The sequence below is a fragment of the Paucilactobacillus oligofermentans DSM 15707 = LMG 22743 genome (genome assembly GCF_001434315.1).
GTDB lineage: Bacteria > Bacillota > Bacilli > Lactobacillales > Lactobacillaceae > Paucilactobacillus > Paucilactobacillus oligofermentans.
The window spans coordinates 1-25237 of sequence record NZ_AZFE01000003.1; the positions used below are offsets into that span (position 1 = coordinate 1).

Here is a 25237-nt window from a genome sequence, read left to right on the forward strand (position 1 = left end):
GCGCCGATAGTAGTTGGGGGATCGCTCCCTGCGAGGGTAGGACGTCGCCATGCATTCATAAATTTCCTGCAAAGGAAATTTTTTTGTATATATTATCTTTAGGTAATATATGCCGACTTAGCTCAGTTGGTAGAGCATCGGTATCGTAAACCGAGGGTCACAGGTTCAAATCCTGCAGTCGGCATATGATAAAAGACTATTAAATTAAAATTTAATAGTCTTTTTTTGTACGTTTAATTTACATAATATAATCCAATAAAAGTGTGTCTGCATGTTTTAGTCATCTAATAATGATTTATGTTATTATCAAAAATATTTTAATTTTAATATATAGGTCTAACCATACCTATATATAATAAAAACAATATAACTTTATCATCGAAATTATTTTGATAATTGGGATAAATCTATAATTTAATTTTCGATATAAAGTACTTTTACTATTTTCAATTAAAGCAATTCTAAAAAATAATTATATATAGTGTAGCCTATTTTGATGGATGATGATTAGATAAAAAATTAGTATATTTTTTTGACTGACCATACATGTTTAACCAAATGAAGGTTTAAAACGACGTCTGTAAAAAAGTTAATGATTGACTAAATGTTAGTTGTAATTGTGTCAATATTGTATAACTTATTTATGAAAAATCAGTTAGTGGTGCAGTCAAGAAGTTATTTTGTAATTGTTATCGTTATTATGTTTAATATATTAAGTTGATAATGGATTGTTGCTTCATAGCCTACATTGGGTGTCATTATCGACTTATTCAGATTTTGATTATATTGAAAATATTTTGATCCAGAATATGGTTTTTAAAAATGATAATAATTTAATCTAAACGATTTAAAATTAATCTTAGTAAAAATAAGAAATTATTTTGATTAAAAGTTCTGATATAGTTACGTTTTACAACTAATCAAGATAAATAAATTGAAAAAATATGAATGATATTAAAAAATAAATATTGACCAGATAAATTATTAAGATTATAATTTGACAATTCGTTAATTGAATTTTAATAATTTATTAATCGAATTTTAATCAATCGGTTGCATGGCTTAGAGAGATGGAGGAATTATTTTGGATAAACAAGCAAAACTGGATACCTCCTTTATGGGACAACCTAGAGGATTAGCAACACTGTTCTTAACTGAAACTTGGGAACGTTTTAGTTATTATGGAATGAGAGCAATCTTAATTTATTATATGATTCAAGCTGTCCAATATGGTGGCCTGGGATTTGATCAAACGACTGCTGCTTCGATTATGTCAATCTACGGTTCACTAGTTTATATGACTGGTGTAATTGGTGGTTGGTTAAGTGATCGAATTTGGGGTAGTCGTCGGACTGTTTTCATTGGTGGGGTATTGATCATGCTAGGTCATATTGCGCTTTCGATTCCAGGGGGGACACCTGCTTTATTTTCATCAATTGGATTAATCGTTATCGGAACTGGATTATTAAAGCCTAATATTTCAGCAATTATTGGTGGTTTGTATTCAGAAACTGATCGTCGGCGTGATGCCGGATTTAGTTTATTCGTGTTTGGAGCCAACTTTGGGGCTGCTGTAGCACCAATTGTAGTTCCATGGGCATCTGATGGATTTGGAATTAAACTATTTGGAAGTCATATTGATTATCACGCTGGATTTGCTCTTGCTGCAATTGGGATGTTCTTCGGTTTGCTGCAATATTACTTTGATGGTAAAAAATATCTGCCTTCTAATGGTCTTTATCCTAAAGATCCAATTGAACGTGAAAATTTGCGTCCAATTATTACTTGGTCACTTATTGTAGTCATTGCGATAGCAGCAGTTTTCGGATTGTTAGCCATCACGGGTAATTTAAATATTGAAAGTGTTATTTGGTTAATTACGATTGTTGCAATCGCAATTCCAGTGGTTTACTTTACCACTATGCTAAATAGTCGTAAGGTAAATAAAGTTGAAAAATCGCGTGTTTGGGCTTATATTCCGCTATTTATTGCTTCTGCAATGTTTTGGGCAATTGAAGAGTCAGGTTCAACTATTTTAGCCTTGTTCGCTGCTAATCGAACAGTGCTTCATTTAGGAGGATGGCATTTTCAACCCGCTAACTTTCAAATATTGAATCCATTATTCATTATGCTACTAACTCCTTTGTTTATTGTCATTTGGAGTCGTTGGAAGAACCAGCCAAGTGCCCCAGGTAAGTTTTCTGGTGGATTAATGATTGCTGGTTTATCATACGTATTTATTGCTTTGCCAGGTCTTCTTTATGGAACTGATGGTAAAGTTAGTCCGCTTTGGTTGGTTGGATCATGGTTTATCGTCGAAATCGCTGAAATGTTGATCTCGCCAATTGGGTTGTCTGTGACTACTAAGTTAGCGCCAAAGGCGTTTACTGCTCAAATGATTAGTATGTGGATGTTATCTGATTCTGTTGGACAAGCAGTTAACGCACAAATTGTTAAATTCTATACACCGGGAACAGAAGTTCAATACTTCCTAGCTGTTGGTGGAGCAAGTATCTTGTTAGGACTAATTTTGTTATTATTTACTAAGCCTATTCATAAATTAATGGCAGGAGTTGACTAATATATATAAAGTTAAAGCTGACTAATTTGTCAGCTTTTTTATTTGGATAATGGAAATACTAAATGAGCAAAATTTGAATGCCAAGTGATAATCATTTTGAGTTTCTTCGTATAGAATAGTAATGAAATATGTTTTACAAAACGAATTAGGACAACCAAAATTGTATTTTGTTTCCAAGACGTTTAAAAGAAGTAAGAGTTAATTAACGTTATTTAATAAATCTATTTGTGATTAAAATTTTATATAGTTGCGTTGTGCACGTAACTAAGAAGAAACTATTTCAAAATTATGAATTAAATTAGAAAAGAAACATTGACCAAGAGGACTTTTAAGATTATAATTTAATAATTCATTAATTGAATTTTAATAATACGATTATATAGTTTAGTGAGATGGAGGAATTATATTGGACAAAAAAGCAAAACTAGATAGCTCCTTTATGGGTCAACCCAGAGGATTATCAACATTGTTCTTCACAGAAACATGGGAACGTTTTAGTTACTACGGAATGAGAGCTATTTTAATTTTTTACATGATTCAAGCGATTAAAGATGGTGGTCTTGGACTTGATCAAACCACTGCAGCTTCAATCATGTCGATTTACGGTTCATTAGTTTACATGTCAGGTGTAATTGGTGGCTGGTTAAGTGATCGAATTTGGGGTAGTCGTCGAACGGTATTTATTGGTGGTGTATTGATCATGTTAGGTCATATCGCACTGTCAATTCCAGCCGGTTCACCTGCATTATTTGCATCAATTGGATTAATCGTTGCAGGTACTGGATTATTAAAACCTAACGTTTCAGAAATGGTTGGAGGTTTATATTCAGAGACCGATCGTCGTCGTGATGCAGGATTTAGTTTATTCGTTTTTGGAATCAACTTTGGTGCTGCAGTTGCACCAATTCTAGTTCCATGGGCATCTGATGGCTTTGGACTTAATCTATTTGGTAATCACATTAACTATCACGCTGGGTTTGCACTAGCTGCAATTGGGATGTTCTTCGGACTTATCCAATACTACTTTGATGGTAAGAAATATCTTCCTTCTGAAAGTTTATATCCTAAAGATCCTATTGAACGTGAAAACATGAAACCAATTATTACTTGGTCAGTTATTGCCGTAGTTGCTTTGGCTGCTGTCTTAGGATTGTTGGCCGCAATGGGTAACTTAAATATTGATAGTGTTATTTGGTTAATTACAATTATTGCAATTGCTATCCCAGTCATTTACTTTATCACTATGTTAAATAGTCGTAAGGTAAACAAAGTTGAAAAATCACGGGTCTGGGCTTATATTCCACTATTCCTTGCTGCTGTAATGTTTTGGGCAATTGAAGAATCTGGTTCAACTATTTTGGCCTTATTCGCTGCTAATCGAACGGTCCTTCATTTAGGTGCATGGCATTTCCAAGCTGCTAACTTCCAATTAATGAATCCATTATTCATTATGTTGCTAACACCAGTCTTTGTAATTATTTGGAGCCGTTGGAAGAACCAACCTAGTGCTCCAGGTAAGTTTACTGGTGGATTAATCATTGCTGGTCTATCATATGTATTCATTGCGTTACCAGGTCTCCTTTATGGAACCGATGGTAAAGTTAGTCCACTTTGGTTAGTTGGATCATGGTTTATTGTTGAAATCGCTGAAATGTTGATTTCACCAATTGGTTTGTCAGTGACTACTAAGCTAGCACCAAAGGCGTTTACTGCTCAAATGATGAGTATGTGGTTCCTTTCTAACTCAGCTGGACAAGCAATTAACGCACAAATTGTTAAATTTTATACACCAGGCACAGAAGTTCAATACTTCTTATCCGTTGGTGGAGCAAGTATCTTGTTAGGAATTATCTTGTTGTTCTTCGTTAAACGAATTCACAAATTAATGGCAGGAATTGATTAATTTATATATAATGAAAGCTGACTAATTAGTCAGCTTTTTTTATTTGGATAAGGAGAATATGTGATGAGTAAAATTGTGATGACGAGTGATAATCATTTTGATATTAATCGCATTGATATTGATGAAATGATGAAATTGCAAGCTCAATACTTAGTTGAGATGCATGCAGATTATTATTTAATTGCAGGTGACCTATTCAATGATTTTCAAAAATCAATGAAGTATGTGCATGATTTACAAGATACATTAGGAATGACGACTAAAGTACTGTTCATTGCTGGTAATCATGATATGTTACATGGAGTATCCTTTGATGAATTAGAAACATTGCAGGATGATGTTTATGTACATAACAAAAAAATAGAAGTTGCTGGCACTAACTGGGTAATTATTGGCAATAACGGCTGGTATGACTATTCTTATCGTGACGATGGAGTATCAATTGATGAGGTTGAGTTATGGAAACGGGCTTATTGGGTTGATCGCGCGATTGAGCAGCCAATGAATGACATGGAAAGAATGCAAATCGTATTATTACAGACCAAAGAACAGTTAGAATTAGCTCGTAGTAATAACCAGCAAGTTATTTACATGACTCATTTTTCACCAAAACAAGAATACCTAATTCAAAGACCAGATATTCGGATGTGGCAGATGGCAAACGCAATGATGGGAAGTTATCGATTAGGTGACTTATTAGAGCAATATGAAGCTAACACGGTGTTATTTGGCCATATGCATATTCACCCAAGTCCGATTAAATATCAAAAAACTACGTATTATAATCAATCAGTTGGTTACAAAAATAAGCATATTAATGAATGGATTACGGATTCATTTTTTGATCAATGGGTCGCAAGATTACAAGTGATTGAGAAAAATTAGTAATTTTACAAAAAGGCTTGAAATCAAGGAATAATTTTTGTATGATGTAATAGTTGCTTATTTACGAATTATTGAAAAATGTATACCGATTATTCTTGTAAAAGCAGGAATAGCAGGAGTTACGAGTTACAAAAAAAGCAACTTTTTGTGAAAAAGGCTTGTAATGTATGCTGATTTTCGGTATTATATAATAGTTGGTTATGAACATATGGAGGGGTAGCGAAGTTGGCTAAACGCGGCGGACTGTAAATCCGCTCCTTCGGGTTCGGAGGTTCGAATCCTCTCCCCTCCACTTTATTTTTGGGCTATAGCCAAGCGGTAAGGCAACGGGTTTTGATCCCGTTATGCGCTGGTTCGATCCCAGCTAGCCCAATATTTCACAATGATTAGCTGTCATACAACGTTATAAACGTTGATATGACAGCTTTTTTATTTTTATCAATTTCATAAAAGTTCATATAATTTCACATAAGTGGTAGTCAGCATGGTAGTCACTAATTTTAAATTTATAGGCTTGCAAATTTTTCAAATCGAGCACCAGCATTTTTAACTTCATCAGGACTAAGTGTGTGATATATGTCCTCAGTAGTTACAATGCTAGAGTGTCCTAAAATAGTTCCCGTTTCTTTTGCGCTTAATCCGCCCTGTTGAGCTATTCCTGTAAAAGTATGTCTTAAACCGTGTACATTGATATGTTTTAAATTATATTTCTTAACAACTGAATAAATCCAAGTTAATGGTTTTGAAGGTTGAAGAAAAGTGTTTTCGGCATTGCTAAATACTAATTGATCAATATTGATAGCATTTTTACCAAAAATCAATAATTCTTCTAATTGAATTTTTTTCCATTTTTTTAGTTCTTCAATTAGATGATCACCAATTGGAATTTGACGATCGCTTGAATCAGTTTTAGGACGATTAGTATATAGACGATTATTAATGCCTTGAGTGAGTGTTTTATTAACAGATAGTGTTTTATTCTTGAAATTTATATCTGTCCATTTTAAAGCTAAAGCTTCACCCTTACGCATACCAGTATTTGCAACTAAGAAGAAAAAAATAAACATTTTTGGATTATACATTTCACGTACACAATCAAAAAATTCTTTTAATTGTTCTAAAGTATAGTAATTATCTCTAGCAGTTTTTTTCTTTATGTTAGTATTTCTGGGGATAATTATACGGTCAATTGGATTATCTTGAATTATTTTAAGCTGAACAGCATATTTAAAAACACGAGATAACTCATTTTTAAATCGTTTATATCGAGTTAATCCGGATTCAAACCATTTATTAATTAGGCTTTGACAAATTTCGGGGGTAATATTAGTTATTTTTAATTTACCTAATAATGGTAAAACATGTAGTTCAAAAACTTCATGATTTTTAACATACGTACTCTCACGAACGGTTGTCTTATAGAGCAAGAACCACTCTTCATAAACGGTATTAAATGTTTTAGTGTTCTTAATTGCTGTTTTACCGGCTAATTCAAGCTTATTACCTGCTTGCCTAGCTTCTTTAGCAGTTTTAAACCCACGTCTTGTAGTTCTTAAACGACGATTAGTTAATGGATCAGTACCTAAATATGCTTGAACTTTGTAGTATTTGTTGCCATTCTTATATTTATAACTTTCTATTTTCATGATTTTCCTCCATCTAACTCTGACGGGACATGTCAGTTAATATGGAGTTATTATCAAAAATAGATATAGATTTGCAACAATCGCCACTATATGAAATTTCACCTCGCTTCATTTCGAAATTTTACATTAAAAAATAATATTATTCAAATCATATAAAACTAAATGATCTTAAAAAGTTGTCCCGATTCGGGACAACTTTTTTTGTCTCTGCTCGGGATAAAAAAACTTTGGCGAAAGTTGCGGTAAATCACAAATAAATTAAATTAGCATTATTCAAAAGAAAGGAGAGCAAAACAATGAAAATGAATTTAGAGGTTCCAAACGAATTTGAAGAACAGATCAAAGTACTTATGTATAAAACAGCATCAGAAGCGTTTGAATCAATTTTACGTAGAGAACGTTCATCTGAATGGATGACTAAAAAGGATGCAGCAGTCTACGCTGGAATTAGTTTTAATACAATAGCTAAGTTTATCAATGGTAATGGACTTAAAGTTTCCAATGTTGCAGGAGTACAAAGAATTAGTCGTAAAACATTAGATCAGTTTTTAATTGATCATGAAAAATAATAAGAATGGAGATTTAAAATGGCAAATAGAAGAATGTTGTGTAAGGATATCGTGGAATCAGATTTGTTTTACGAGTTAACGCTATTACAACAGGCACTGTACATGCATCTTTCTGTGTTAGCAGATGATGATGGATTTGTAGGTAATGCAAAAACGACTACTAAAATAATTGGTGGGGAGGAATCTGATTTATTGCGATTAGTGGAGTTATCATTTTTAATAAAATTCGATCGAATATATTTAATTTCGGATTGGTTAATAAATAATCAATTGAAAAATGATCGATATAAAGAATCTAGTTATGAAAATTTAAGAAATCAAATTGTTGTAGATGTTAACGGAAAGTATTCCCAGTTAAAAGATATAAACATGAACGAATATGAAATATTGCCGGATACTAATCCTAGACGAATATCTTATGTTTCCAAATTGGTTCCTCAGGATAGTAAAGATCAGTTTAATGAAGTTGAAGGTAGCTTAGTTGAGGGGAGGATAGGTGATGGTAGTAAAGATTTGGGTAGGTTAGTTAAAGGTAGCAGGGAAACACTAAAAAACGGTGAGTCTGTGAATACTGATATTAATTCTAAAAATAAAAATAGATTACCGATTACTACTTGGCGTCGCTTGAGTGAACTGAGTAAGAACGATGAAGCAGAGCTAAAATTATTAATGCATGTATGGACAGATAGAGTTGGTGAAACCGAAGCAGATAAAATTATTAGTCTAGCAATAGATAATGCTCATCAAAACCATAAACTAACCATACCAGTTGTAAAAAAATATTTAGAAAAATGGATGAATCAAGAAATAATAAGTGTTAAACAAATATAAGGAGAAATAACTATTATGAGTAAAACAAGATCAATTAGACTTTCAGAACATACAGAGGCACAGATTCAATTATTTCAGAAGATAATTGAAAATAATGGTAGGGATATTAACAATGGCAACATGTCTGTTAATTCGATTATTGGGTTTATTTTAGATGAATACTTTTCATTCTTTATGGAACCACTATATGGCAAAAAAACTAAATATAGAATACTCAGGAGCCAAGTAAATAATTTTATCGAAGGTAAAAATACAAATACAAAAATGCAATCAAAATTAAATGAAATTTTGAAAGTGGTTCAAAAAAATTACCTTCTCAATTTAGTTCATGCAAAAGAAACGACTAAGGCGATCCCTGAATTTTATAAAGAATTAAGTTCAATCGAAAAAGATAGTTGGGAACGTGATGTTGATAATTTCATAAAACAAATTATTGATGATGATCGAAACCGTAATATTTTATTAGCACAATCTAAACGAGGTAATTAAAAATAATGTGTAACACAAGCGTAGTTTTAGGGTGTATTACATTAGTGTTAATCACGTGTTATTTAGGTGTTAACCGAGAAAATTTATATATCTCTGGAAACGCCGATACTGTCGGCTGAACAATGAAATTGGTCATAGTTTCCCTTATGCTCTTTTCCCGAGGTATAAAAGACGTCTTTTAAAAATTGGAGGAATTAAAATGGATTTACATTTTTATGAACCTAAAAATATTAATGAAGCTATCTTATTTCAAGAACAGCTTCCAAAAATAAATAATGCACGATTTGTTTATGCTTTGGAATTTAATGATTTAGTTTATATTTCGATTGGCAAGAAGGTTGATAAAGTTATTGAACGACTAGAAAGTGACTTTAACGGATATGATTATGAGTTTGGGAGAATTTTATGGAGTAAAGAATTAGGATCGAATTGGATTAAAGTTAAAAAATTTATTGAAAAATTTTTTAAAGAAGAAAATAACGGTGGTCATTTTTATAAAATTACTTTACAAGATCTAATAAGTTTTTCAAAAGTTTGTTCGAGTAATGGAACATTTAGAACTGACTTAAAAAAAGATGAAATAGACTTACACAGTAATCTTGTGAATGAAAAACTATTTTGGATGGTTGAGTCAATTGTTTGGAGCGAAAAAATTAAAGGTAATCTTGTTAATGGAGTTTCAAATAAAAAATCTAAATATTTAATAACAAATTATCAAGTCCAATATTTTTTTGGATTAGACACTTATTCAAGTAAAGAAGTAATGAACTTAGTTGATAAATTTGGAATTAAAAGATTTCAAACAAAAAATGATGCTAGTTGGAAAATACAATATCGGGAACTAATGAAAATGTTTAGAGTTATCAAATTAATTGAAAGAACAATTAGAATTTATGCAGACGAACAAAAAAATTAAATAATAATAGATTGGATAAAAAAATGAGTAAACTGAATAATCAAATTCATCTTCGAGTGAGTAATGAAACTAAAAACGATTTAGATTTATTATCTTTAGAAAAAAATGAGTCCGTTACTTTTTTGATTAATTGCATACTGGTACGATACTTTGAAAATAAAAGTTATGATGCGATTGATAGTGCTTCAAAAATGGATATGAAAAGAATATTGGAAGTATTATCTCAACTTGTTGCTGGACATAATGCTGTAAATAAAAATTTAATTGAAATGGCACAGATGGAAGTTAGAACTAATAGAAGTGTTAGTAACCTAATTGAGCAAATTTGTTTGAATGGTGAAGAAGATATTTGAATTACTTGATAATTAGAATATAAAATAATGGCTATTACTATTTGAGTTGTGGTACTCTGTAATATTCCTAATAATTATGTTAGGACAAATTTGGGAGGATCGTTATGGAAGAAAATATAATTGTAAAGCACTTAGAGGAAAGTAAACGGGAAATAGACGAATTAGCTGTAATCTCAATTAATATTGTTGATATGATTTTTAGATTAAAGGGGAATCCTGAAACTTTTAACTCTGATCAATCTGATCTAATGTTTGGACTACAAACGTTAGTATCTAATCATTTAGAAATATTGGCATGGGATGCCACGATGGTTGCAGATGTCGAATATCAAGAAGGAGAAGAGAAAGAAAGCTCTTTTTTTGATTATATTGCTGAACTGAACGAACTATTAATTATGTCTAAATCCGTTATTGATATGGGAAATAGTCCACAAATATCTTTTTATGAAAGTCCAGTAGACTCTGAACGTGCTGAGATGATGTTTAATTTACAAATTGTCTTATCTGATCATATTCATAGTTTTGTAGATGAGGTAGATAGCTTATATCATGGGTTTTATGGAGCCGAATTAAATGAATCTAAACTTGATGGGACTGCAGTGTTTGATGCATCTTATAAATTCAAATAATATTAGTTACTAAATTAATTATTTTATATATATGGTAGTTAACGTCTTTATTTAGTTGTGCCATTGCAACTGTGTTATCAACTGAAATGGTTCGCATGTTGTTAGTGACAATAACACCTTTACGTTTTCCTGTGGTTCCTGAAGTGAACAGCAGAGTTGAAAGAGAGTCATTATCAGTAACCGGATCAATTAACGATTTAGTCTCTGGAAAGGTTTCATAATTTAGTAATGAATATAATATTCCTGATTTTTTTATACTTTGTGTTACAAAGTCTGAATCAATACACAAAAAGTCTATGTTATTAGTAACAGTTTGAAAGTCATTTTCAATACTTGTTTCATCAAGCGGCACCGCAATGTTGCCACTTGTAATAATGGCAAAATATGCAACTATCCATTGGTATGAATTTTTTCCGATAATTCCAATTTGTTTATGATTAAATTTATTTTCTTTAAGAACCCCCCCAAAATTTTTAATGTCATTAAGTAGTTCACCGTAGCTTTTTTGTAATAGTTTGCCATCATGTAATACTTGAATTGCAATTAATGATGAATCATGATTTTTGATTCTGGTTAATACATTCTCCATAGTTCCCTCCATATTTTATTCACGTAAATATTTATATAAAACATATTATGTGTTTAATATTTGATTAAACGACCATTATCATTCCAACCACCATACATTTTATTTTCTCTTGTATTTTCAATAAATTTATCCAAACGTTTTTGAAATAGTAGGGGTTGCTTCTTTTTAATTTGGATAGTATCAATACGGACTCTTTTATAAAGTTCTGGGAATTTTTTAAAATTTTGGTATACAATTTCATCGTTTTGAATGGCATTCATGATTTCTTCGTCAATAGTAAACGAGTCATATGATAAGTCTGGACAGCATTTTCGACCTTGATCCGTCATTAAACCAAGCTTTTCTAGTCGTCGTACGCGCTCCTTGTTCAATTCTGACCATTGACTCTTTTGGCGCCTTGGCGACATTCTCTGAGCTAACTGAGTTTCTGAAACTTTTTTTATGGTACTATCTATCCACCCAAAACACATGGCTTCCTCGACTGCATCTAAATAATCCATTGTTTTATTGATTGTCCCAGATTCTGTTGCCCTTGTCGTCAAAACCCAACACTGATTTTTTGTTTTAGAGTTTTCTTGAAGCCACTTTCTAAGTTGCTTCCGTGTTGTTAATTGTAAAATGAAATCTATTTCCATTTAGCTCAGCTCCAATACTAATATTATGGATTATTATAATTAATAATATTGATGTTGTAAATATTATTTTTAAATTTCGTCTACATAATTACTTTGTCATTGAAGGGTTTACAGAATTATGATAGAATTACAGCATATATTTATATTTAACATATTTTGGAGTGAATTTAAATGTTTCTTGGAGTTAAACTTCGCGATAAGCGACAGCAACAACGTCTTAACCAGTTACAATTAGCATCCGGTATCTGTACACAAGCAACAGTTAGTCGAATGGAAAGACAAAATATACCTCCGTCAATTGACGTCTTAATCAAATTATGTCAGCGTCTTGAATTAACACTTGACCAAGTCTTTTCTGAATTTTCAACCTCTGGTGCACCTACTAGCAACTTGTTCTTGGAACTTGATAGCTGTTTTATAGATAATGATTTTAAAGGTTTAAATAATCTGATAGAGGAGTTTGAAATAGAGCACCTTACAAGTCAATATGAGCGTGCTCATTTTTACTACCTAAGCGGTTACATTTCGTTATTAATGCATAAAAATAGTGAGGATGCACTATTTAAATTTAATTTTGTTCTTGAAATTTTAAATAACGACAAGAAATCAATTTTTGGACTATTATCTTATATTGGTATTGGACAAATATATTATCAAAAGCAGCAAATCGATAAGTCAAAACATTATTTCGAGCTTGTTTTAGGTGCAATCAAAAAAGTATACATTCAAAACGATACCCAATATTTTTGGTTTGCCAAGGCTATTTCGGACATGAGTGTTTTCTACTCTAATATTGGTGAATATAAGATAAGTAACGAGTTGATTGCTTTAGGTGTTAGTCCCAGTAAAGGGTACTATTCAACAATTTTTGCTGATAAGCTTTACTTTGTTTTATCTGTGAACCACAGTAAGGACTCTAGTATTGACTACAAGGAGATTTCACATACATTAACAACTGCAAGAGCCTTTGCAGAATATAATCGTAATGAAAAACTATTAGTACAAATTGATAATTTTATACACGAAAAAAACTTTAAGCTAATTGAAATATTACCTCAAAAAGCTTCTAATAATGATTACTAATATTCAAAGCGACTATTAAAAATTTTGTGATTAACTATTATATCTGATCTATGAGGTAATCCACACCAATAGTTTACTTCTTACTCATGGTTTCTTGTTGTGAATATAGTTTAGTGTTCTTGATGTTTTGTATTGTTGCTAGAGTTCCTTTCCCCTTGTACACAAAATGAACAAAATGTTTGATAATTCCGAACGTCGTACTTCTTAGATTACGATGGGTACAAGAATGTCTGCTGTTAGCAAAAGTTAAAAGCTTTTACTGATGGTAGATATTTTTTGTATAATGAAACAATAAATTGAGTACAAAAAAAGAACCCTGTTTCACTCATTTTCTTACCACCAAGCGTTCGAATAAAAGAATAGGTATTTATTTTGAATAATATCAAATAAATATTTTAAATAAAATAACGTATTGAAGTTTTGCAAATAATAAGGAAGAAGAGTATCAAAATTATAATTTTCAATTACTGACGATATTATTACTTTATACTTTAAGATATTAGTTGCTTTTATTATGTACATGTCCCGCCGAAAGATTTATATATGTGGTAGTTACGGTGGTAGTCATCAAGCTTGATTCACAAGCTCGTTGTTGATTTTATTGATATTAAGTGATGCTTGTGAATGTTCTTGGAATCCCAGCTAGCCCAATTTTTCACAATGATTAGCTGTCATACAACGTTATAAACGTTGATATGACAGCTTTTTTGTTTTTATAATATATATTCTAATTAAATTTTATATATGTTTTATTAGTTAAATGGAACTTGTTTGATTATCACTAGCAATATATGTGTTTACTGATTTAATACTAAGTGGAATATCACTACTTGAAATATTATTTTATTGCCAAAGTATCGTCTAAAAAAATACAAATATCACTAAAATCTAATTCACCACGGAAACGAGAAATTTCAATTCCATTTTTAAAAATAATTACTACTGGTGTTCCTAAAACTGAAAGTGATTCAGTTAAAAATTGATTTTCGTCTACATTAATATAGTATGAATCAAAATGCTTTGAGAATTTTGTTTGTATTGCTCGTGTTAGTAAAGGGTGTAACATTTTACAATGTACACATCGCTCAGCACCAAATAAGACTAGCTTAAATTGTGAACTATTATTATTTAAAATACTTGTTTTAAACTGTAGTTCACCAATTTCAATAAATGTTTTACGGTCAATATCAAATAAATGGAGATTATTTTTTTTGCTAGTTAATGATTTAGTTTCATCATCGGTAGCTACGCATAAAGCAACGTCTTTGTAATAAGGTAAGGTGCCGGCGACCTTAATAACTTTTTTTGCTCCTTTTTTACCGGCACCAGGTAAGCGAAAGGTTGAGTTGTCAATAGGCTTTATTTCTACTTCAACAGGTTTAGGTTCTTGAGGAATATATTTGTATTGATATCGAAAAGCTCTATAAATCATATTACCTTTTTTATCTGATTCATTATGGTTGAAATATGGTGAAATCCATTCCCATACTATTTCATAGTCAGTAGTTACTTCAAAAACATGACCATCTGATCCCTCGTTAATTAATGTATTTCCATTTGGTAACCGTTGTACATTTGACACATATGGGCTGTAAAATTTATTACTGTCAACAGGCATGCTAAAACCTAATTCTTTGGGTGTAACAGACCATACTAACTTCATAGTTACAGGATTAATTTCTAAAATGCGACTGTAGTCTCGTAATACATTTTTGACTCCATCTTTGCTTCCAGGATTAGGGGTACCATAACCGGCCCAACCGCCATTATCGAATAAAAGTAGATTTCCAGCTCCAGGTAGTCCTTGTGGAATCATATGGAGACTGTGTTGCCCGATGATTTGTCCAAGGTCTGAGGCGATTGGATCATTAATGTAGTCTGGTCCTAACCGCCAAACGATAGCACCAGATTCATGGTCAATAATGAATAAGATATTTGATTCACGGCTATCCATGATTATATTGTTAGGCTTAAATCTTTGATCACCAGAGTCATACCAATGATTAGGGCCGAGATAACTTGCACAATTAGTATGCATAAAATCACCGACACCACCATCTGAATCTCGCATATTTGGATTGCTAGATAGTGCATCTTTTGCGGTTGCGTTAAAGCCAAATTCTTTAAAATGTTCTGCAGCGCTCCATTGCCACAAAATATTTCCATTCCAATCGATTTCATAAATAACATCATCTAATAATTTTTTATCTGAAATTATAGGATTGTATATGGTTTGGTGCCCTAAAATTAATGTTTTACCTGAATTTATTTTAGGATTTTCATTTTCTGAATAATATACGCTTTGTCCTTCTCGTTGAAAATCGTGATGTTGGCGAGCCATCCAACGATGATCGTGACCAGGATCGTCAATTTTTTCAAAATGATCAAATTCCCATTCTAAGTTACCATCATAATCTATTTGCGCTAAATTAACGCTATCCTGCATTCCATTTTCTGGATACCGCATTCCAGAATTCCCAATAACATGTCCACCTGGTAACAATTTTGGTGGGAATCCTTGGAAATTCCAACGACGAATCTCATTTCCGTTCATATCGAATAATAAAATACCATCGTTAATAGTTGGTACTAAGGTATAGCCGCTCCAGGCTTTTTTTGGATTGTATCGTACAGTGCCAGTTGGAAATACTAAAGGTTCTCCCATAAATTAAAACTCCTTTTAAATTTATTTGATAATGTAACATTTTAATTAGAAACTTTATCTTCAATCAAGTTTGATTTGGGATTAGTTTCAAAACTACGCCCCCAACCAAATATAATCCAACATAGACATAATATTGTCATAATCCAACAATAGAGTGTACTGAAAAATATTGAGTTAGCGCTTGGGACGGATATTGAAGAAAACTCAGCATTAAGACTGCGAATTTGTCCAAGGATTCCCATTATAAAAATACTATTAATTGGTAAGATGCCAGTTATTGACATTGAAATTGCTACTAACATATAGGAACGTCTTTCTGGAGAAATTTTAGAAGTGTGGCCAATACGATTTGCAAGGTCACCATAAAGTAATATTCCTGGTAACAAAGCACCGCACTGGAAAATACTAACCATTCCCATTCCAAGACCTGTGACAATTTCGGCGCCGATGGGAGTTTGAATAAATTTTTTGCTAGTTAACCAATCAGAAAATAGTGTGATGACACCACTTTTTTGCATGATCTCGATTGATCCGCTGAGAAAGATAGTTGAAGTTGATATTGTCAACATACTACTTATACCATCAGCAAAAATTCCGGTAACAGTAGCGGATTTAGCATTTAAAGTAATAATATCTGAAAAACTAAATAAGCCACTGAATATTCCTACGAAAAGGCCAACAAAGATACCAGTAGTTAATGAAGCAATAATGTCACGGGTTTTAATACACATAATTGCGACAACAATCACGGGGATGAGCATCCACATTCCTGCTGGGTTAGCAAACTTATTTAAGATTGTTGATGACTGAGTGGTACTGTTTTTTGAAGCAAATAAAAATAAATAAATAATGGTCACAGCTGCTACGCAACAGACCCATTTAACTTGTTGTCGCAGCATTTTTACTAAGTCAGCTGATTTTCCGGTGATTGAGTGAGTTTCCATTTGTAAAACTGCAGTAGTTAATTGTGAATTGGGCGAAACTCCATCACCGAAGAATACACCTCCAATAATTGTGCCGACCATAATAGCTGGATTAACACCCAACAATACACCAGGGACATAAAATACTGTTGTTGCAGCAAACAATGCGGCAAATGGTACACCTGATCCTAATGAGAAAATTGCAGTTCCGCAAAATGCTAAAACAGCAAAACTGCCACCATGTAAATTTAAAGTAAGACCTAGCCAAACAAAACCTTCGCCAGTTTTACCGACGATTAATAATTTTGTGAAAATACCGATGATTAGAAAAACAAAAATTAGTTTAGCTATTCCAGGATTTGCTAGACCATTAATAGTAGTCTGCCAATACTGTTTTCGATTTTTACATAAAAAAGAGGTTAACATTAAGCCAAATAATGTTGGAACTGTAAAAGTACTAACAGAGTAAAAATTTAGTTCTAAAGTTATATAACCGATTGAACAAATAAAGAAAATAATCGGTAAAAGTCCAACAAGTGGACCACCATAAAATTTAAGATGTCCTTTATTATTCGTTATGATTAGCTCCTTTCTTGTGTTGGATATAAACACTGAATCTCAGTTAATATGTATGTGGATTAACTGATTAATTAGAGACTAATGAAATTATGTGAATTTTTTTTATAAAAAATTGGATTTAATTTTGATGAATCGATGCAAAAAATAAGTTTAGCTGAAGTTTATCATTATTAAATATAGATGGAATTTGGTTTTAAAAAAATGTCATTAAAATTACATTTTAATCATACATTTATCATAGTTAATTAAACGATTATTCATTTACCACCGATATGATTAGAAAAATTAAAAATTAATCGGAGGAATTAAAATGCAAGCATTTGACTTTCTAACCCAAAATAAGAATCATGAAATGGCACCTGAAGGAAAAACAATGATGCTGGATAAGGGACTGGGATTAAACGCAGTTGATGATTTACTAGAAACAGCTGGTGATTATATCAGTTTTGCCAAGCTTGGCTGGGGAACATCAGCAACAATGGATACCGAGTTAATTACTTTAAAAAATGAAAAATATCAAAATCATGATATTATTACGTATCCTGGTGGCACATTGTTGGAAGTTGCGGTTATGAAGAACATGTATAAACAATATTTACAAGAAGCTAAACAATTGGGCTTTAATGGAATCGAAGTCAGCGATGGATCAACGACTATTGGTGTAGCCGTTCGGGAGCAGTTGATTGTACAAGCTCGTGAGGCTGGCTTTTTTGTTATTTCGGAGGTTGGTAAGAAAAATTTAAATTTAGATCACGAGATGACAATTGATGAACGGTTATCGTTAATTAGTCGTGATCTAGACAGTGGTGCACAGTTCATCATAATTGAAGCACGTGAAGCTGGAAAAGATATTGGTATTTATAATCAAGCCGGTGGAATCATGAATGATGAGCTAGATGCACTTGCTGCCAATGGAATTGGGCATTTGATTTTTGAAGCACCACTTAAAAATCAACAAGTTAGTTTAATTTTAAAGTATGGATCACAGGTTAATTTAGGCAATATTGCCACAGATGAAGTCACTTCGTTAGAAACATTACGGGTAGGACTTCGTGGTGATACTGTTGGACAAGTATAAAAGGAGCGTCCATGAAACACATATTTATCGTTCGCCATGGTAAAACGGAATGGAATATAGACAAACGCTTACAAGGTTCCCATGCTGATAGTCCATTATTAACTGATAGAAGAATAGATTATCAACATTTAGCAAAATATCTCGATCAATATCAATTTTCGGCTGTTTATTCAAGCCCGTTAAACAGAGCAAAAGAAACGGCAGAGGTGGTTTTAAGTAAAATGGAATATCCTGTTTCGTCGATTCAAAATGATTCTAGGTTAACCGAGATTAGTTTTGGTCAGTGGGAAGGTCGAAGGCGTAGTCAATTAATTAGAGATTATCCAGCTCTGTTCGATAAGTTATCCAACCGAATTGATGACCCGGCATTAGAAACTTTAAAAATTGAAAATTTTCAAGAAGCTGGGCAACGTTTTGCTAATACAGTCAAACAACTGATTGCCATAGCTCCGGAGGACAGTAATATTTTAATTTTTTCACATGGAGGTATCAGCCAATTGGGAATTCAGACATTAACTAATAATCAACAAATAATGGGATTGAAAAATTTATCAACTTCAATTATTGGACAAAAAGGTAACCGTTTTTACTTGGATTCTTATAATCAAACTGGATATCTTCAAGTTGTTGATTTAGATGAAGGGAATGTTTCGATATAAGTTATTTCGTGTGGATTGTTTAAAGCTAGGAGTGATAAAAATGACCGATAAAATACTGATACCATCCATGGCAGACAAATTAACTAATCATTTTTTGTCGAGACAAGGGTACGATGTGATTACTGTGGATAATCCAGGAGCACCAGAAATATTAAGTTTAGCTCCTGATATAGATGCAATTATGATGATTAGTAAAAAAATACTAAATGATATTTATCAAGAGCTTCCTCGGTTAAAAATTTTGGCTCGTCGTGGAGTTGGCTACGACAATATAGATGCACATTATGCAGCTCAGCAGGGAGTATGGGTGACAAATACACCAGGAGCCAATGCTCATAGCGTTGCCGAAATGGCATTGATGAATATCTTAATGTTGGCTAGGCGATATCGTGAAGTAGATAAATTAACTAGAATTGATGATTGGTCGGGTGCCTATCAATTATTAGGGCATGATTTGACTGAAACAACTGTTGGAATTGTTGGGTTTGGCAATGTTGGACGTGAGTTATCAAAATTATTATCTATTTTGGGAGTTCGAGTTTTGATTTATGATCGTAATCCCAGACAAACAAAATATGGGACTTTCGTTGAATGGGATGAATTATTTCAAGAAGCTGACTTTGTGAGTTTACATTTAGCAGCAAATAAATATACTAAACATATCGTTGGAAATCATGAGTTTGCAATGATGAAATCAGATGCTTCATTAATTAATTTGTCTAGAGGGAGTATTGTTAATGAGGCTGAATTAATTCAAGCTTTGCAAGCACATGTAATTGGTGGTGCAGCCCTAGATGTGTTTGAAATAGAACCGTTGATGGCTAAAAGTACACTTTTGCAATTGCAAAATGTAATTATTACTCCACATATTGGAGCTAATACTATTGAGGCAAATCGGAAAATGGCAATGACCGCTGCACAAATGATTGATTCAGTTTTGTCTGGGCAGGTGCCAAAGTATGCAGTAAATCACCCCATTTTAGTTAATTAAGAATAAAATGATTTAATTATGAATATCAAAAAATACAAAAATGGCTTAGTGGGCGTGGGTTTACGTATTTCATTTGATTATTTTCCTAATATTATCGTCGGATCCATTATTTTAATGGTTAAAAACCATGGAATTTATTTATAGGATGTTTTAAACTTATAGTTGTGAAAAATTTTCTTGTTATAATAAAAATTCAATTGTTAATCGATATATAATAGCTTATTACATACAAATTGACTGTCATTAATGTGTATAACACTTAGATGATGGTTTTTGCTTGCTAACATTCTCTAAAGTTAAACTAGATTTTGTAAGCTAAGAAACAAAGTGTGCGTCTGACCTATTTGATTGCAAATTAATAGGCATTCCCAATTAGGGGATGCCTATTTTTTGTTATTGTATTCAATTAATGCACTTTTAAAGGCTTTAGAAGATGCAGAGTTAATTACTTTATGTTTGTTTAAATCGATATTGAAGAAATCTGATAATACCCAAAGTATGTTGAAGGGAATAGATTGAGCATCATTTTCATATCGAAATAACATACTAGTTGAAATATCAATACCATAGGTATCTTTGATTTGGTTGGATAATGCTTTAAGTGACAGTCCTGATGATAAACGGTGTTGTTTTAAATCTGACTGAAATGTGTTTTGGCAGTTCATTAATAACCCCTTATTTAGATAATTAATTAGTAAAAACATGCTAAAAACAGCAAGTTCCATCTAAATATAGCAGATTATAATTGCTTTTGATACTAAGATGTCGTATATTCCAATATAGGAATGGATATAAAGAAGGGTAGGTTTAAGTTATGGTAAATATGCTTTTGTTAGGTTATTTAAAAGTGAACAAAATAAGACAAATTGATGTTGCAAAGGCTATTGGCAAAAATATTAGTACAACTAATAGAAAGCTAAATGGGAGAAGTGAATTTACAGTATCAGAAATTAAATTAATTAATCAACAATTAGGTATTCCATATGAGGTTTTATTGGATTATAATCCTAATTAGGAATGTTTACCCAGTGAATAACTATTGGATACTATATATTGTAAAAAATAGTGGATAAAGTAAATTATGTATTAATTATGTTGGAAAGTTAGTTATTGTAATAGTAAAAAAGTAAGTAATTATGACATTATTAATAGTGATTGTGTGCTGTCATGCACGTTACAACCAATAAAAGTGATCAAAAATATTTTGTTGGGGGTCTTTTAAGGTTTTTGGTATTTTCAATAATTCGGGGGAAAGTTTAATGTATATTCATTTTTTTAAAAGGTTTTTTGACGTGATTTTTTCACTAGTTTCGTTGATAATATTATGTATACCTTTTATAATTATTGCTAGTTTAATTAAGTTAGAGTCAAAGGGACCAGTAATGTTTAAACAAAATCGGATTGGTATTAATGGTAATACTTTTAAAATATATAAATTTAGAAGTATGTACATGACAGCGCCACATGATGCAGCGACAAATAGTTTAGAACATGCTGACGAGATGATTACTATAATTGGTAGAATTTTACGTAAATCAAGTATTGATGAATTACCACAATTCATTAATGTTCTTAAGGGCGAAATGAGTATTATTGGACCACGACCAGTGATTTGTACTGAAAACGAATTGATTACATTGCGGCATAACAATGGGGCTGAAACGGTATTACCTGGGTTAACTGGATTAGCTCAAGTTCATGGAAGAGATCATGTACCTAATTTACAAAAAGCTCAGTATGATGGTATTTATGCAGCATCAGTTTCGTTTATGACAGATTTTAAGTTAGTTATTAGGACTATATGGTATGTATTTTTACATATAGGAATACATGAAGGCAAGCACAAAAATAAATCTGTTGTGGTGAATAGTGAATTAGAAGATGCTAATTTAGTTGACATGAAGAAATCAAAAGTGAATTGATAATTTAAATAATTAAAAATGCACACTTTTTAAGTGTACTATCATGTCTTGTTTTATAATATTATTTGTATTTTATGTCGATTATTACATCAATTTTATTTTTATGGTACGCAACTTTTGGTATGGATACTATATTTTGTTTTAAAAGTTGCATTTCTAAATTGGTTTAAGCACGCTAGCTTTAAATGGATATTACTAGTTACGTTAATTATTGCTACTTTCATTGAGATTTTGTGGGCTTATTTGGGTCGTCATGTAGCATAAAATAATTTTTGACAGTGCACTCAGCTAGAAATATTTGACAGTTAATGTGCCATTTATGTTAATGGGTGAAGCTATATTAGCGTTTGGATTATTAGGTGTACTATGGAAAAATGGTATTGGTTATCTGAGTAGGAAAGTTTACTGACAGCTTTTCTTTTTGTAACGTGGCATTTATCGTCATATGGGTACAATTTATTACAATGATTAGTTTTATTGAATAAAATATTTATTTTCGTTTAATAATTAACAATATGATTAGTTGTATCAAAAATATAAATGAAAAAAAGATATTCAAAACAATCAAAGATACTAATCTTATTTTTGGTGTTTCAATTAAACCAGAGCCATCAACTTTTCTGGTCATTATAATAAAGCTCAATATTCCAAAGATTATTAACCAAACAACGTTACTTAACCACCAAGTTTTTAACTTCATATACTGTAACTACTCCTTATATTTTTGATTGTGGTATGTATTCAGCAATTGACACATTAAAATTGTACTAACTATTAAAGCTGTAGTTTGAAAACTAAAGTCATTTAAAATTCTACTTTCAAATGCACAGCAAAAAAAGACTATCAAATTTAAGATGATTACTGAGATCTTTAATTTTAAATTAGAAAATTTAGTTAAAATAGAAGTCCCAATAATCAATAATATTAAGCAATCTATGATTAGTAGGGATTGTGGACTGGAAGCAACAATTAATCGACTAGTAATTAATATAATCAAGGATAATATAGGATAAATTAATTTATTTGTATGTTGATACTGATTGTTTTTTTTACCATTGATTAACTCATCAGTTGTGATGTCATAAATAGTTGCTAATTCATCGATCATTATAAGGTCAGGCAAATTTCTACCAGTTTCCCAGTTAGAGACTGCTGAACGAGAAATGCTCAATTTATTTGCTAGGTCTGCTTGTGTAAGTCCGTTTTTTTGTCGTTGTTGTTTTAAAAGTTTTGAAATAGTTAATGCAGCCATACATACCTCCAATTAAAAGTTAATATAGTTAGGTTGAGTTAGCAAGACAGGTATTCTGTCATTACTGGTATATCATATGATTAAGGGTATTTCAAAAGTTTATTGTTTATTACAAAATTTTGCATACATAAAAAAATCCATCATCTATTTATTTAGATGATGGATTTTATAGAATTAACTTAAAAATTATTTACCACTAAATTTTGCATGACGTTTCTCAAGGAAGGCTGCCATACCTTCTTTTTGATCTTCTGTAGCAAAGGTTTGTGCCCACATTTGGGTTTCAAATGAAATAGCAGTATTTAGTTCTAAATCGGCGCCTTTATCAATTACATATTTTGCCATTCTAACTGCTACTGGACCATTCTTTATGATTTTAGATGCAATTTCATTAACTTTGGTCATTAATTGATCTAGTTCCACAACTTCTTCAACAGCACCAATTTCTTTCGCTTCGGTGGCTGTTATTTGTGCGCCTGTAGTAATTATTTCTTTTGCTTTTCCACGACCAACTAAACGAGTGAGCCGTTGAGTACCACCAAATCCAGGGACAATACCAAGGCCAACTTCTGGTTGCCCAAACTTAGCAGTTGAAGCAGCAATTCTAATATCGCAAGAGTTTGCTAATTCAAAGCCACCACCTAAGCAATATCCATTAACTGCTGCAATAGTCATTTGTGGCAGTGATTCAATTGTTTGAAATGCATTATGTGCCAATTCAGATAACTCAGCTGCTTCAATAGGGTTCATTGCTGCCATTTGTGAAATGTCTGCTCCGGCAACGAAGGCTTTTTGACCAGATCCAGTGATGATTAGTACTTTAACATCTTTATTGGTTTTAATCTCTGATAATGCAGAACCAATTTCAGCTAGTGTTTCTGAATTTAGTGCATTAAGTGATTTGGGACGATTAATAGTTAATACTCCGATACCATCTTCAACTGTAAATAATAGATTGTTATATTCTTTCATGATTATTATCCTTTCGGGAGATAACAGTCATAAACACTTTCCAATTGCATGATATCATTTTCACAAAGTGATGTATAGAGACGAAATTTAAATTTATTTTTTTTAAATAGTTTTAAAATTTGTAGATGCTGTTAGGTTAGCGTTTGATAAGATACATAACTAATTGTTATGGAAAGTATGACTTTAATTGTAGGTTTACGAACTAATATTAATCATGATAGATTACGTTTGTAAAATTTTACAAAAATCTAAGGAGGAAAAAATAATGTCATTCGATCTGGGAACGAAATTAGCAGCGGAATTTTTTGGAACAATGATTTTGATTATCTTTGGTAATGGTGCAGTTGCAAATATGGCACTCGAAAAAACTACAGGGAGACATGATGGTGGCTGGCTATTTGTAGCGCTTGGATATGGTTTTGGGGTAATGATTCCAGCCTTCATGTTTGGTTCAATTTCTGGTAATCATTTGAATCCTGCAGTTACATTAGGATTTGCATGTGCCGGATTATTTCCTTGGAATCAGGTATTTGGTTACATTGTGGCTCAGTTTGCAGGTGCTATTGTGGGACAATTAATAATAGTTATATGTTATTGGCCATTTTATAAAAAAACACAAAATGAATCTGCGGTGTTAATGACATTTGCTACAGGTGATGGTGCAGATAGTTCGGTTAATGGATTTATAAATGAAACAATTGGAACGTTATTATTAGTTTTCGGAGCTATCGGTGCATATCATGGAATGTTTATTAAAGATAATATTGATTTAGCTAATATTGCAGTAGGTCTATTGATCATGACGTTAGTTATTTCAATGGGCGGTGCTACGGGACCAGCCTTAAATCCGGCTAGAGATTTAGGCCCCCGTTTAGTGCATGCAATATTGCCTATTCCCAATAAAGGGTCTTCAAATTGGCATTATAGTTGGGTGCCTATTGTAGCCCCTATTATTGGTGGGATTGCAGGGGCTATTTTGTTTGTAGCTTTCTTTCCAACAAAATAAAGTTTGTGAAATAAAGATAAAAAAGTATGTATAAACAGCGTCGTGTTAATTTCATAACATAAAGTTATTGTTAATATGAAA

25 protein-coding genes and 3 tRNA genes are annotated in these 25237 nt (G+C 32.0%); 19 read left to right on the forward strand and 9 right to left on the reverse strand.

The window, feature by feature from the left end; genetic code table 11:
* Positions 1–111 precede the first annotated feature (111 nt).
* From FC70_RS00820 to FC70_RS00845, 6 genes are all read left to right on the forward strand, one after another.
* Positions 112–184 (forward strand) — tRNA-Thr (locus FC70_RS00820).
* A gap of 900 nt (positions 185–1084) precedes the next feature.
* Positions 1085–2581, forward strand: a complete 1497-nt coding sequence (locus FC70_RS00825; protein WP_057889151.1) for a peptide MFS transporter — start codon at positions 1085–1087, stop codon at positions 2579–2581.
* Positions 2582–3020: 439 nt separating this feature from the next.
* Entirely contained in the window at positions 3021–4484 is a 1464-nt protein-coding gene (locus FC70_RS00830) for a peptide MFS transporter (protein WP_420835979.1), read from the forward strand.
* A 63-nt stretch (positions 4485–4547) separates the two neighbouring features.
* Positions 4548–5369 carry a metallophosphoesterase gene (locus FC70_RS00835; protein WP_112278699.1) on the forward strand — a complete coding sequence of 274 codons (822 nt, stop codon included), beginning with the start codon at positions 4548–4550 and terminating at the stop codon, positions 5367–5369.
* A gap of 210 nt (positions 5370–5579) precedes the next feature.
* A tRNA-Tyr gene (locus tag FC70_RS00840) sits at positions 5580–5661 on the forward strand.
* A 9-nt stretch (positions 5662–5670) separates the two neighbouring features.
* Positions 5671–5742 (forward strand) — tRNA-Gln (locus tag FC70_RS00845).
* A 133-nt stretch (positions 5743–5875) separates the two neighbouring features.
* On the opposite strand, the gene FC70_RS00850 is transcribed toward FC70_RS00845, so the two are convergent.
* Complete coding sequence (locus FC70_RS00850; protein WP_057889153.1) at positions 5876–7015, reverse strand: tyrosine-type recombinase/integrase; 1140 nt, start codon at positions 7013–7015, stop codon at positions 5876–5878.
* Between the two features lie 296 nt (positions 7016–7311).
* Here FC70_RS00850 and FC70_RS00855 point away from each other — a divergent pair, with 296 nt between their 5' ends.
* The 6 genes from FC70_RS00855 to FC70_RS00880 all read left to right on the forward strand — a co-directional run bounded on the left by FC70_RS00855 (position 7312) and on the right by FC70_RS00880 (position 10802).
* Complete coding sequence (locus FC70_RS00855; protein WP_057889154.1) at positions 7312–7584, forward strand: MerR family transcriptional regulator; 273 nt, start codon at positions 7312–7314, stop codon at positions 7582–7584.
* An 18-nt stretch (positions 7585–7602) separates the two neighbouring features.
* Positions 7603–8415: a hypothetical protein gene (locus FC70_RS00860; RefSeq protein WP_057889155.1), complete on the forward strand. Its 813-nt coding sequence runs from the start codon at positions 7603–7605 to the stop codon at positions 8413–8415.
* A 15-nt stretch (positions 8416–8430) separates the two neighbouring features.
* Positions 8431–8904 (forward strand): hypothetical protein, encoded by a 474-nt coding sequence (locus FC70_RS00865; protein ID WP_057889156.1) that lies wholly within the window; start codon positions 8431–8433, stop codon positions 8902–8904.
* A 199-nt stretch (positions 8905–9103) separates the two neighbouring features.
* Positions 9104–9820, forward strand: a complete 717-nt coding sequence (locus FC70_RS00870) for a hypothetical protein (protein ID WP_057889157.1) — start codon at positions 9104–9106, stop codon at positions 9818–9820.
* An 11-nt stretch (positions 9821–9831) separates the two neighbouring features.
* Positions 9832–10173: a hypothetical protein gene (locus FC70_RS00875; RefSeq protein ID WP_145980473.1), complete on the forward strand. Its 342-nt coding sequence runs from the start codon at positions 9832–9834 to the stop codon at positions 10171–10173.
* 104 nt (positions 10174–10277) lie between these two features.
* A complete protein-coding gene (locus tag FC70_RS00880) occupies positions 10278–10802 on the forward strand; it encodes a hypothetical protein (RefSeq protein WP_057889159.1) in 525 nt (174 codons plus the stop codon).
* Here FC70_RS00880 and FC70_RS00885 read toward each other — a convergent pair.
* The gene (locus FC70_RS00885) at positions 10795–11391 is read right to left on the reverse strand and encodes an AMP-binding protein (protein WP_057889160.1); all 597 of its coding nucleotides are present in this window, start codon (positions 11389–11391) and stop codon (positions 10795–10797) included. The genes FC70_RS00880 and FC70_RS00885 overlap by 8 nt on opposite strands.
* A 53-nt stretch (positions 11392–11444) precedes the next feature.
* Positions 11445–12026 carry a YdeI/OmpD-associated family protein gene (locus FC70_RS00890; RefSeq protein WP_057889161.1) on the reverse strand — a complete coding sequence of 194 codons (582 nt, stop codon included), beginning with the start codon at positions 12024–12026 and terminating at the stop codon, positions 11445–11447.
* Between the two features lie 171 nt (positions 12027–12197).
* On the opposite strand from FC70_RS00890, the gene FC70_RS00895 reads away from it, so the two are divergent.
* Positions 12198–13109: a helix-turn-helix domain-containing protein gene (locus FC70_RS00895; RefSeq protein WP_057889162.1), complete on the forward strand. Its 912-nt coding sequence runs from the start codon at positions 12198–12200 to the stop codon at positions 13107–13109.
* An 838-nt stretch (positions 13110–13947) separates the two neighbouring features.
* Here the strand turns inward: FC70_RS00895 and FC70_RS00900 are convergent.
* Both FC70_RS00900 and FC70_RS00905 read right to left on the reverse strand, forming a co-directional pair.
* Positions 13948–15774 (reverse strand): aryl-sulfate sulfotransferase, encoded by a 1827-nt coding sequence (locus FC70_RS00900; protein ID WP_057889163.1) that lies wholly within the window; start codon positions 15772–15774, stop codon positions 13948–13950.
* 41 nt (positions 15775–15815) lie between these two features.
* Positions 15816–17123, reverse strand: a complete 1308-nt coding sequence (locus FC70_RS00905; RefSeq protein ID WP_235804060.1) for a Na+/H+ antiporter NhaC family protein — start codon at positions 17121–17123, stop codon at positions 15816–15818.
* Between the two features lie 463 nt (positions 17124–17586).
* Here FC70_RS00905 and comA point away from each other — a divergent pair, with 463 nt between their 5' ends.
* The 3 genes from comA to FC70_RS00920 are packed head-to-tail and all read left to right on the forward strand — an operon-like array spanning position 17587 to position 20004.
* Positions 17587–18354 (forward strand): phosphosulfolactate synthase, encoded by a 768-nt coding sequence (gene comA, locus FC70_RS00910; RefSeq protein WP_057889164.1) that lies wholly within the window; start codon positions 17587–17589, stop codon positions 18352–18354.
* 11 nt (positions 18355–18365) lie between these two features.
* Positions 18366–19013: a histidine phosphatase family protein gene (locus FC70_RS00915; protein WP_057889165.1), complete on the forward strand. Its 648-nt coding sequence runs from the start codon at positions 18366–18368 to the stop codon at positions 19011–19013.
* A 40-nt stretch (positions 19014–19053) separates the two neighbouring features.
* A complete protein-coding gene (locus FC70_RS00920) occupies positions 19054–20004 on the forward strand; it encodes a phosphoglycerate dehydrogenase (protein ID WP_057889166.1) in 951 nt (316 codons plus the stop codon).
* 383 nt (positions 20005–20387) lie between these two features.
* On the opposite strand, the gene FC70_RS00925 is transcribed toward FC70_RS00920, so the two are convergent.
* Entirely contained in the window at positions 20388–20729 is a 342-nt protein-coding gene (locus FC70_RS00925; protein WP_123827743.1) for a helix-turn-helix domain-containing protein, read from the reverse strand.
* Positions 20730–20818: 89 nt separating this feature from the next.
* On the opposite strand from FC70_RS00925, the gene FC70_RS00930 reads away from it, so the two are divergent.
* Both FC70_RS00930 and FC70_RS00935 read left to right on the forward strand, forming a co-directional pair.
* The gene (locus tag FC70_RS00930) at positions 20819–21019 is read left to right on the forward strand and encodes a helix-turn-helix domain-containing protein (RefSeq protein WP_057889168.1); all 201 of its coding nucleotides are present in this window, start codon (positions 20819–20821) and stop codon (positions 21017–21019) included.
* Between the two features lie 244 nt (positions 21020–21263).
* Positions 21264–21926: a sugar transferase gene (locus tag FC70_RS00935; protein WP_057889169.1), complete on the forward strand. Its 663-nt coding sequence runs from the start codon at positions 21264–21266 to the stop codon at positions 21924–21926.
* 490 nt (positions 21927–22416) lie between these two features.
* On the opposite strand, the gene FC70_RS00940 is transcribed toward FC70_RS00935, so the two are convergent.
* From FC70_RS00940 to FC70_RS00950, 3 genes are all read right to left on the reverse strand, one after another.
* Positions 22417–22626, reverse strand: coding sequence for a DUF3923 family protein (locus tag FC70_RS00940; protein ID WP_057889170.1), 210 nt, complete (start codon positions 22624–22626; stop codon positions 22417–22419).
* 9 nt (positions 22627–22635) lie between these two features.
* Complete coding sequence (locus FC70_RS00945) at positions 22636–23178, reverse strand: helix-turn-helix domain-containing protein (protein WP_057889171.1); 543 nt, start codon at positions 23176–23178, stop codon at positions 22636–22638.
* Between the two features lie 186 nt (positions 23179–23364).
* Positions 23365–24150, reverse strand: coding sequence for an enoyl-CoA hydratase-related protein (locus FC70_RS00950; RefSeq protein WP_057889172.1), 786 nt, complete (start codon positions 24148–24150; stop codon positions 23365–23367).
* A gap of 265 nt (positions 24151–24415) precedes the next feature.
* Between FC70_RS00950 and FC70_RS00955 the strand changes: the two genes are divergently transcribed.
* Positions 24416–25156 (forward strand): MIP/aquaporin family protein, encoded by a 741-nt coding sequence (locus FC70_RS00955; protein ID WP_057889173.1) that lies wholly within the window; start codon positions 24416–24418, stop codon positions 25154–25156.
* Positions 25157–25237: the final 81 nt, after the last annotated feature.

Bases quoted from the DNA above. Each gene is read 5' to 3' on its own strand.
- FC70_RS00830 (WP_420835979.1), top strand. From the start codon at position 3,021: ATGGGTCAACCCAGAGGATTATCAACATTGTTCTTCACAGAAACATGG.
- FC70_RS00835 (WP_112278699.1), top strand. From the start codon at position 4,548: ATGAGTAAAATTGTGATGACGAGTGATAATCATTTTGATATTAATCGC.
- FC70_RS00850 (WP_057889153.1), bottom strand. From the start codon at position 7,015: ATGAAAATAGAAAGTTATAAATATAAGAATGGCAACAAATACTACAAA.
- FC70_RS00855 (WP_057889154.1), top strand. From the start codon at position 7,312: ATGAAAATGAATTTAGAGGTTCCAAACGAATTTGAAGAACAGATCAAA.
- FC70_RS00860 (WP_057889155.1), top strand. From the start codon at position 7,603: ATGGCAAATAGAAGAATGTTGTGTAAGGATATCGTGGAATCAGATTTG.
- FC70_RS00865 (WP_057889156.1), top strand. From the start codon at position 8,431: ATGAGTAAAACAAGATCAATTAGACTTTCAGAACATACAGAGGCACAG.
- FC70_RS00870 (WP_057889157.1), top strand. From the start codon at position 9,104: ATGGATTTACATTTTTATGAACCTAAAAATATTAATGAAGCTATCTTA.
- FC70_RS00880 (WP_057889159.1), top strand. From the start codon at position 10,278: ATGGAAGAAAATATAATTGTAAAGCACTTAGAGGAAAGTAAACGGGAA.
- FC70_RS00885 (WP_057889160.1), bottom strand. From the start codon at position 11,391: ATGGAGAATGTATTAACCAGAATCAAAAATCATGATTCATCATTAATT.
- FC70_RS00890 (WP_057889161.1), bottom strand. From the start codon at position 12,026: ATGGAAATAGATTTCATTTTACAATTAACAACACGGAAGCAACTTAGA.
- FC70_RS00895 (WP_057889162.1), top strand. From the start codon at position 12,198: ATGTTTCTTGGAGTTAAACTTCGCGATAAGCGACAGCAACAACGTCTT.
- FC70_RS00900 (WP_057889163.1), bottom strand. From the start codon at position 15,774: ATGGGAGAACCTTTAGTATTTCCAACTGGCACTGTACGATACAATCCA.
- FC70_RS00905 (WP_235804060.1), bottom strand. From the start codon at position 17,123: ATGTTAACCTCTTTTTTATGTAAAAATCGAAAACAGTATTGGCAGACT.
- comA (WP_057889164.1), top strand. From the start codon at position 17,587: ATGCAAGCATTTGACTTTCTAACCCAAAATAAGAATCATGAAATGGCA.
- FC70_RS00915 (WP_057889165.1), top strand. From the start codon at position 18,366: ATGAAACACATATTTATCGTTCGCCATGGTAAAACGGAATGGAATATA.
- FC70_RS00920 (WP_057889166.1), top strand. From the start codon at position 19,054: ATGACCGATAAAATACTGATACCATCCATGGCAGACAAATTAACTAAT.
- FC70_RS00925 (WP_123827743.1), bottom strand. From the start codon at position 20,729: ATGGAACTTGCTGTTTTTAGCATGTTTTTACTAATTAATTATCTAAAT.
- FC70_RS00930 (WP_057889168.1), top strand. From the start codon at position 20,819: ATGGTAAATATGCTTTTGTTAGGTTATTTAAAAGTGAACAAAATAAGA.
- FC70_RS00935 (WP_057889169.1), top strand. From the start codon at position 21,264: ATGTATATTCATTTTTTTAAAAGGTTTTTTGACGTGATTTTTTCACTA.
- FC70_RS00940 (WP_057889170.1), bottom strand. From the start codon at position 22,626: ATGAAGTTAAAAACTTGGTGGTTAAGTAACGTTGTTTGGTTAATAATC.
- FC70_RS00945 (WP_057889171.1), bottom strand. From the start codon at position 23,178: ATGGCTGCATTAACTATTTCAAAACTTTTAAAACAACAACGACAAAAA.
- FC70_RS00950 (WP_057889172.1), bottom strand. From the start codon at position 24,150: ATGAAAGAATATAACAATCTATTATTTACAGTTGAAGATGGTATCGGA.
- FC70_RS00955 (WP_057889173.1), top strand. From the start codon at position 24,416: ATGTCATTCGATCTGGGAACGAAATTAGCAGCGGAATTTTTTGGAACA.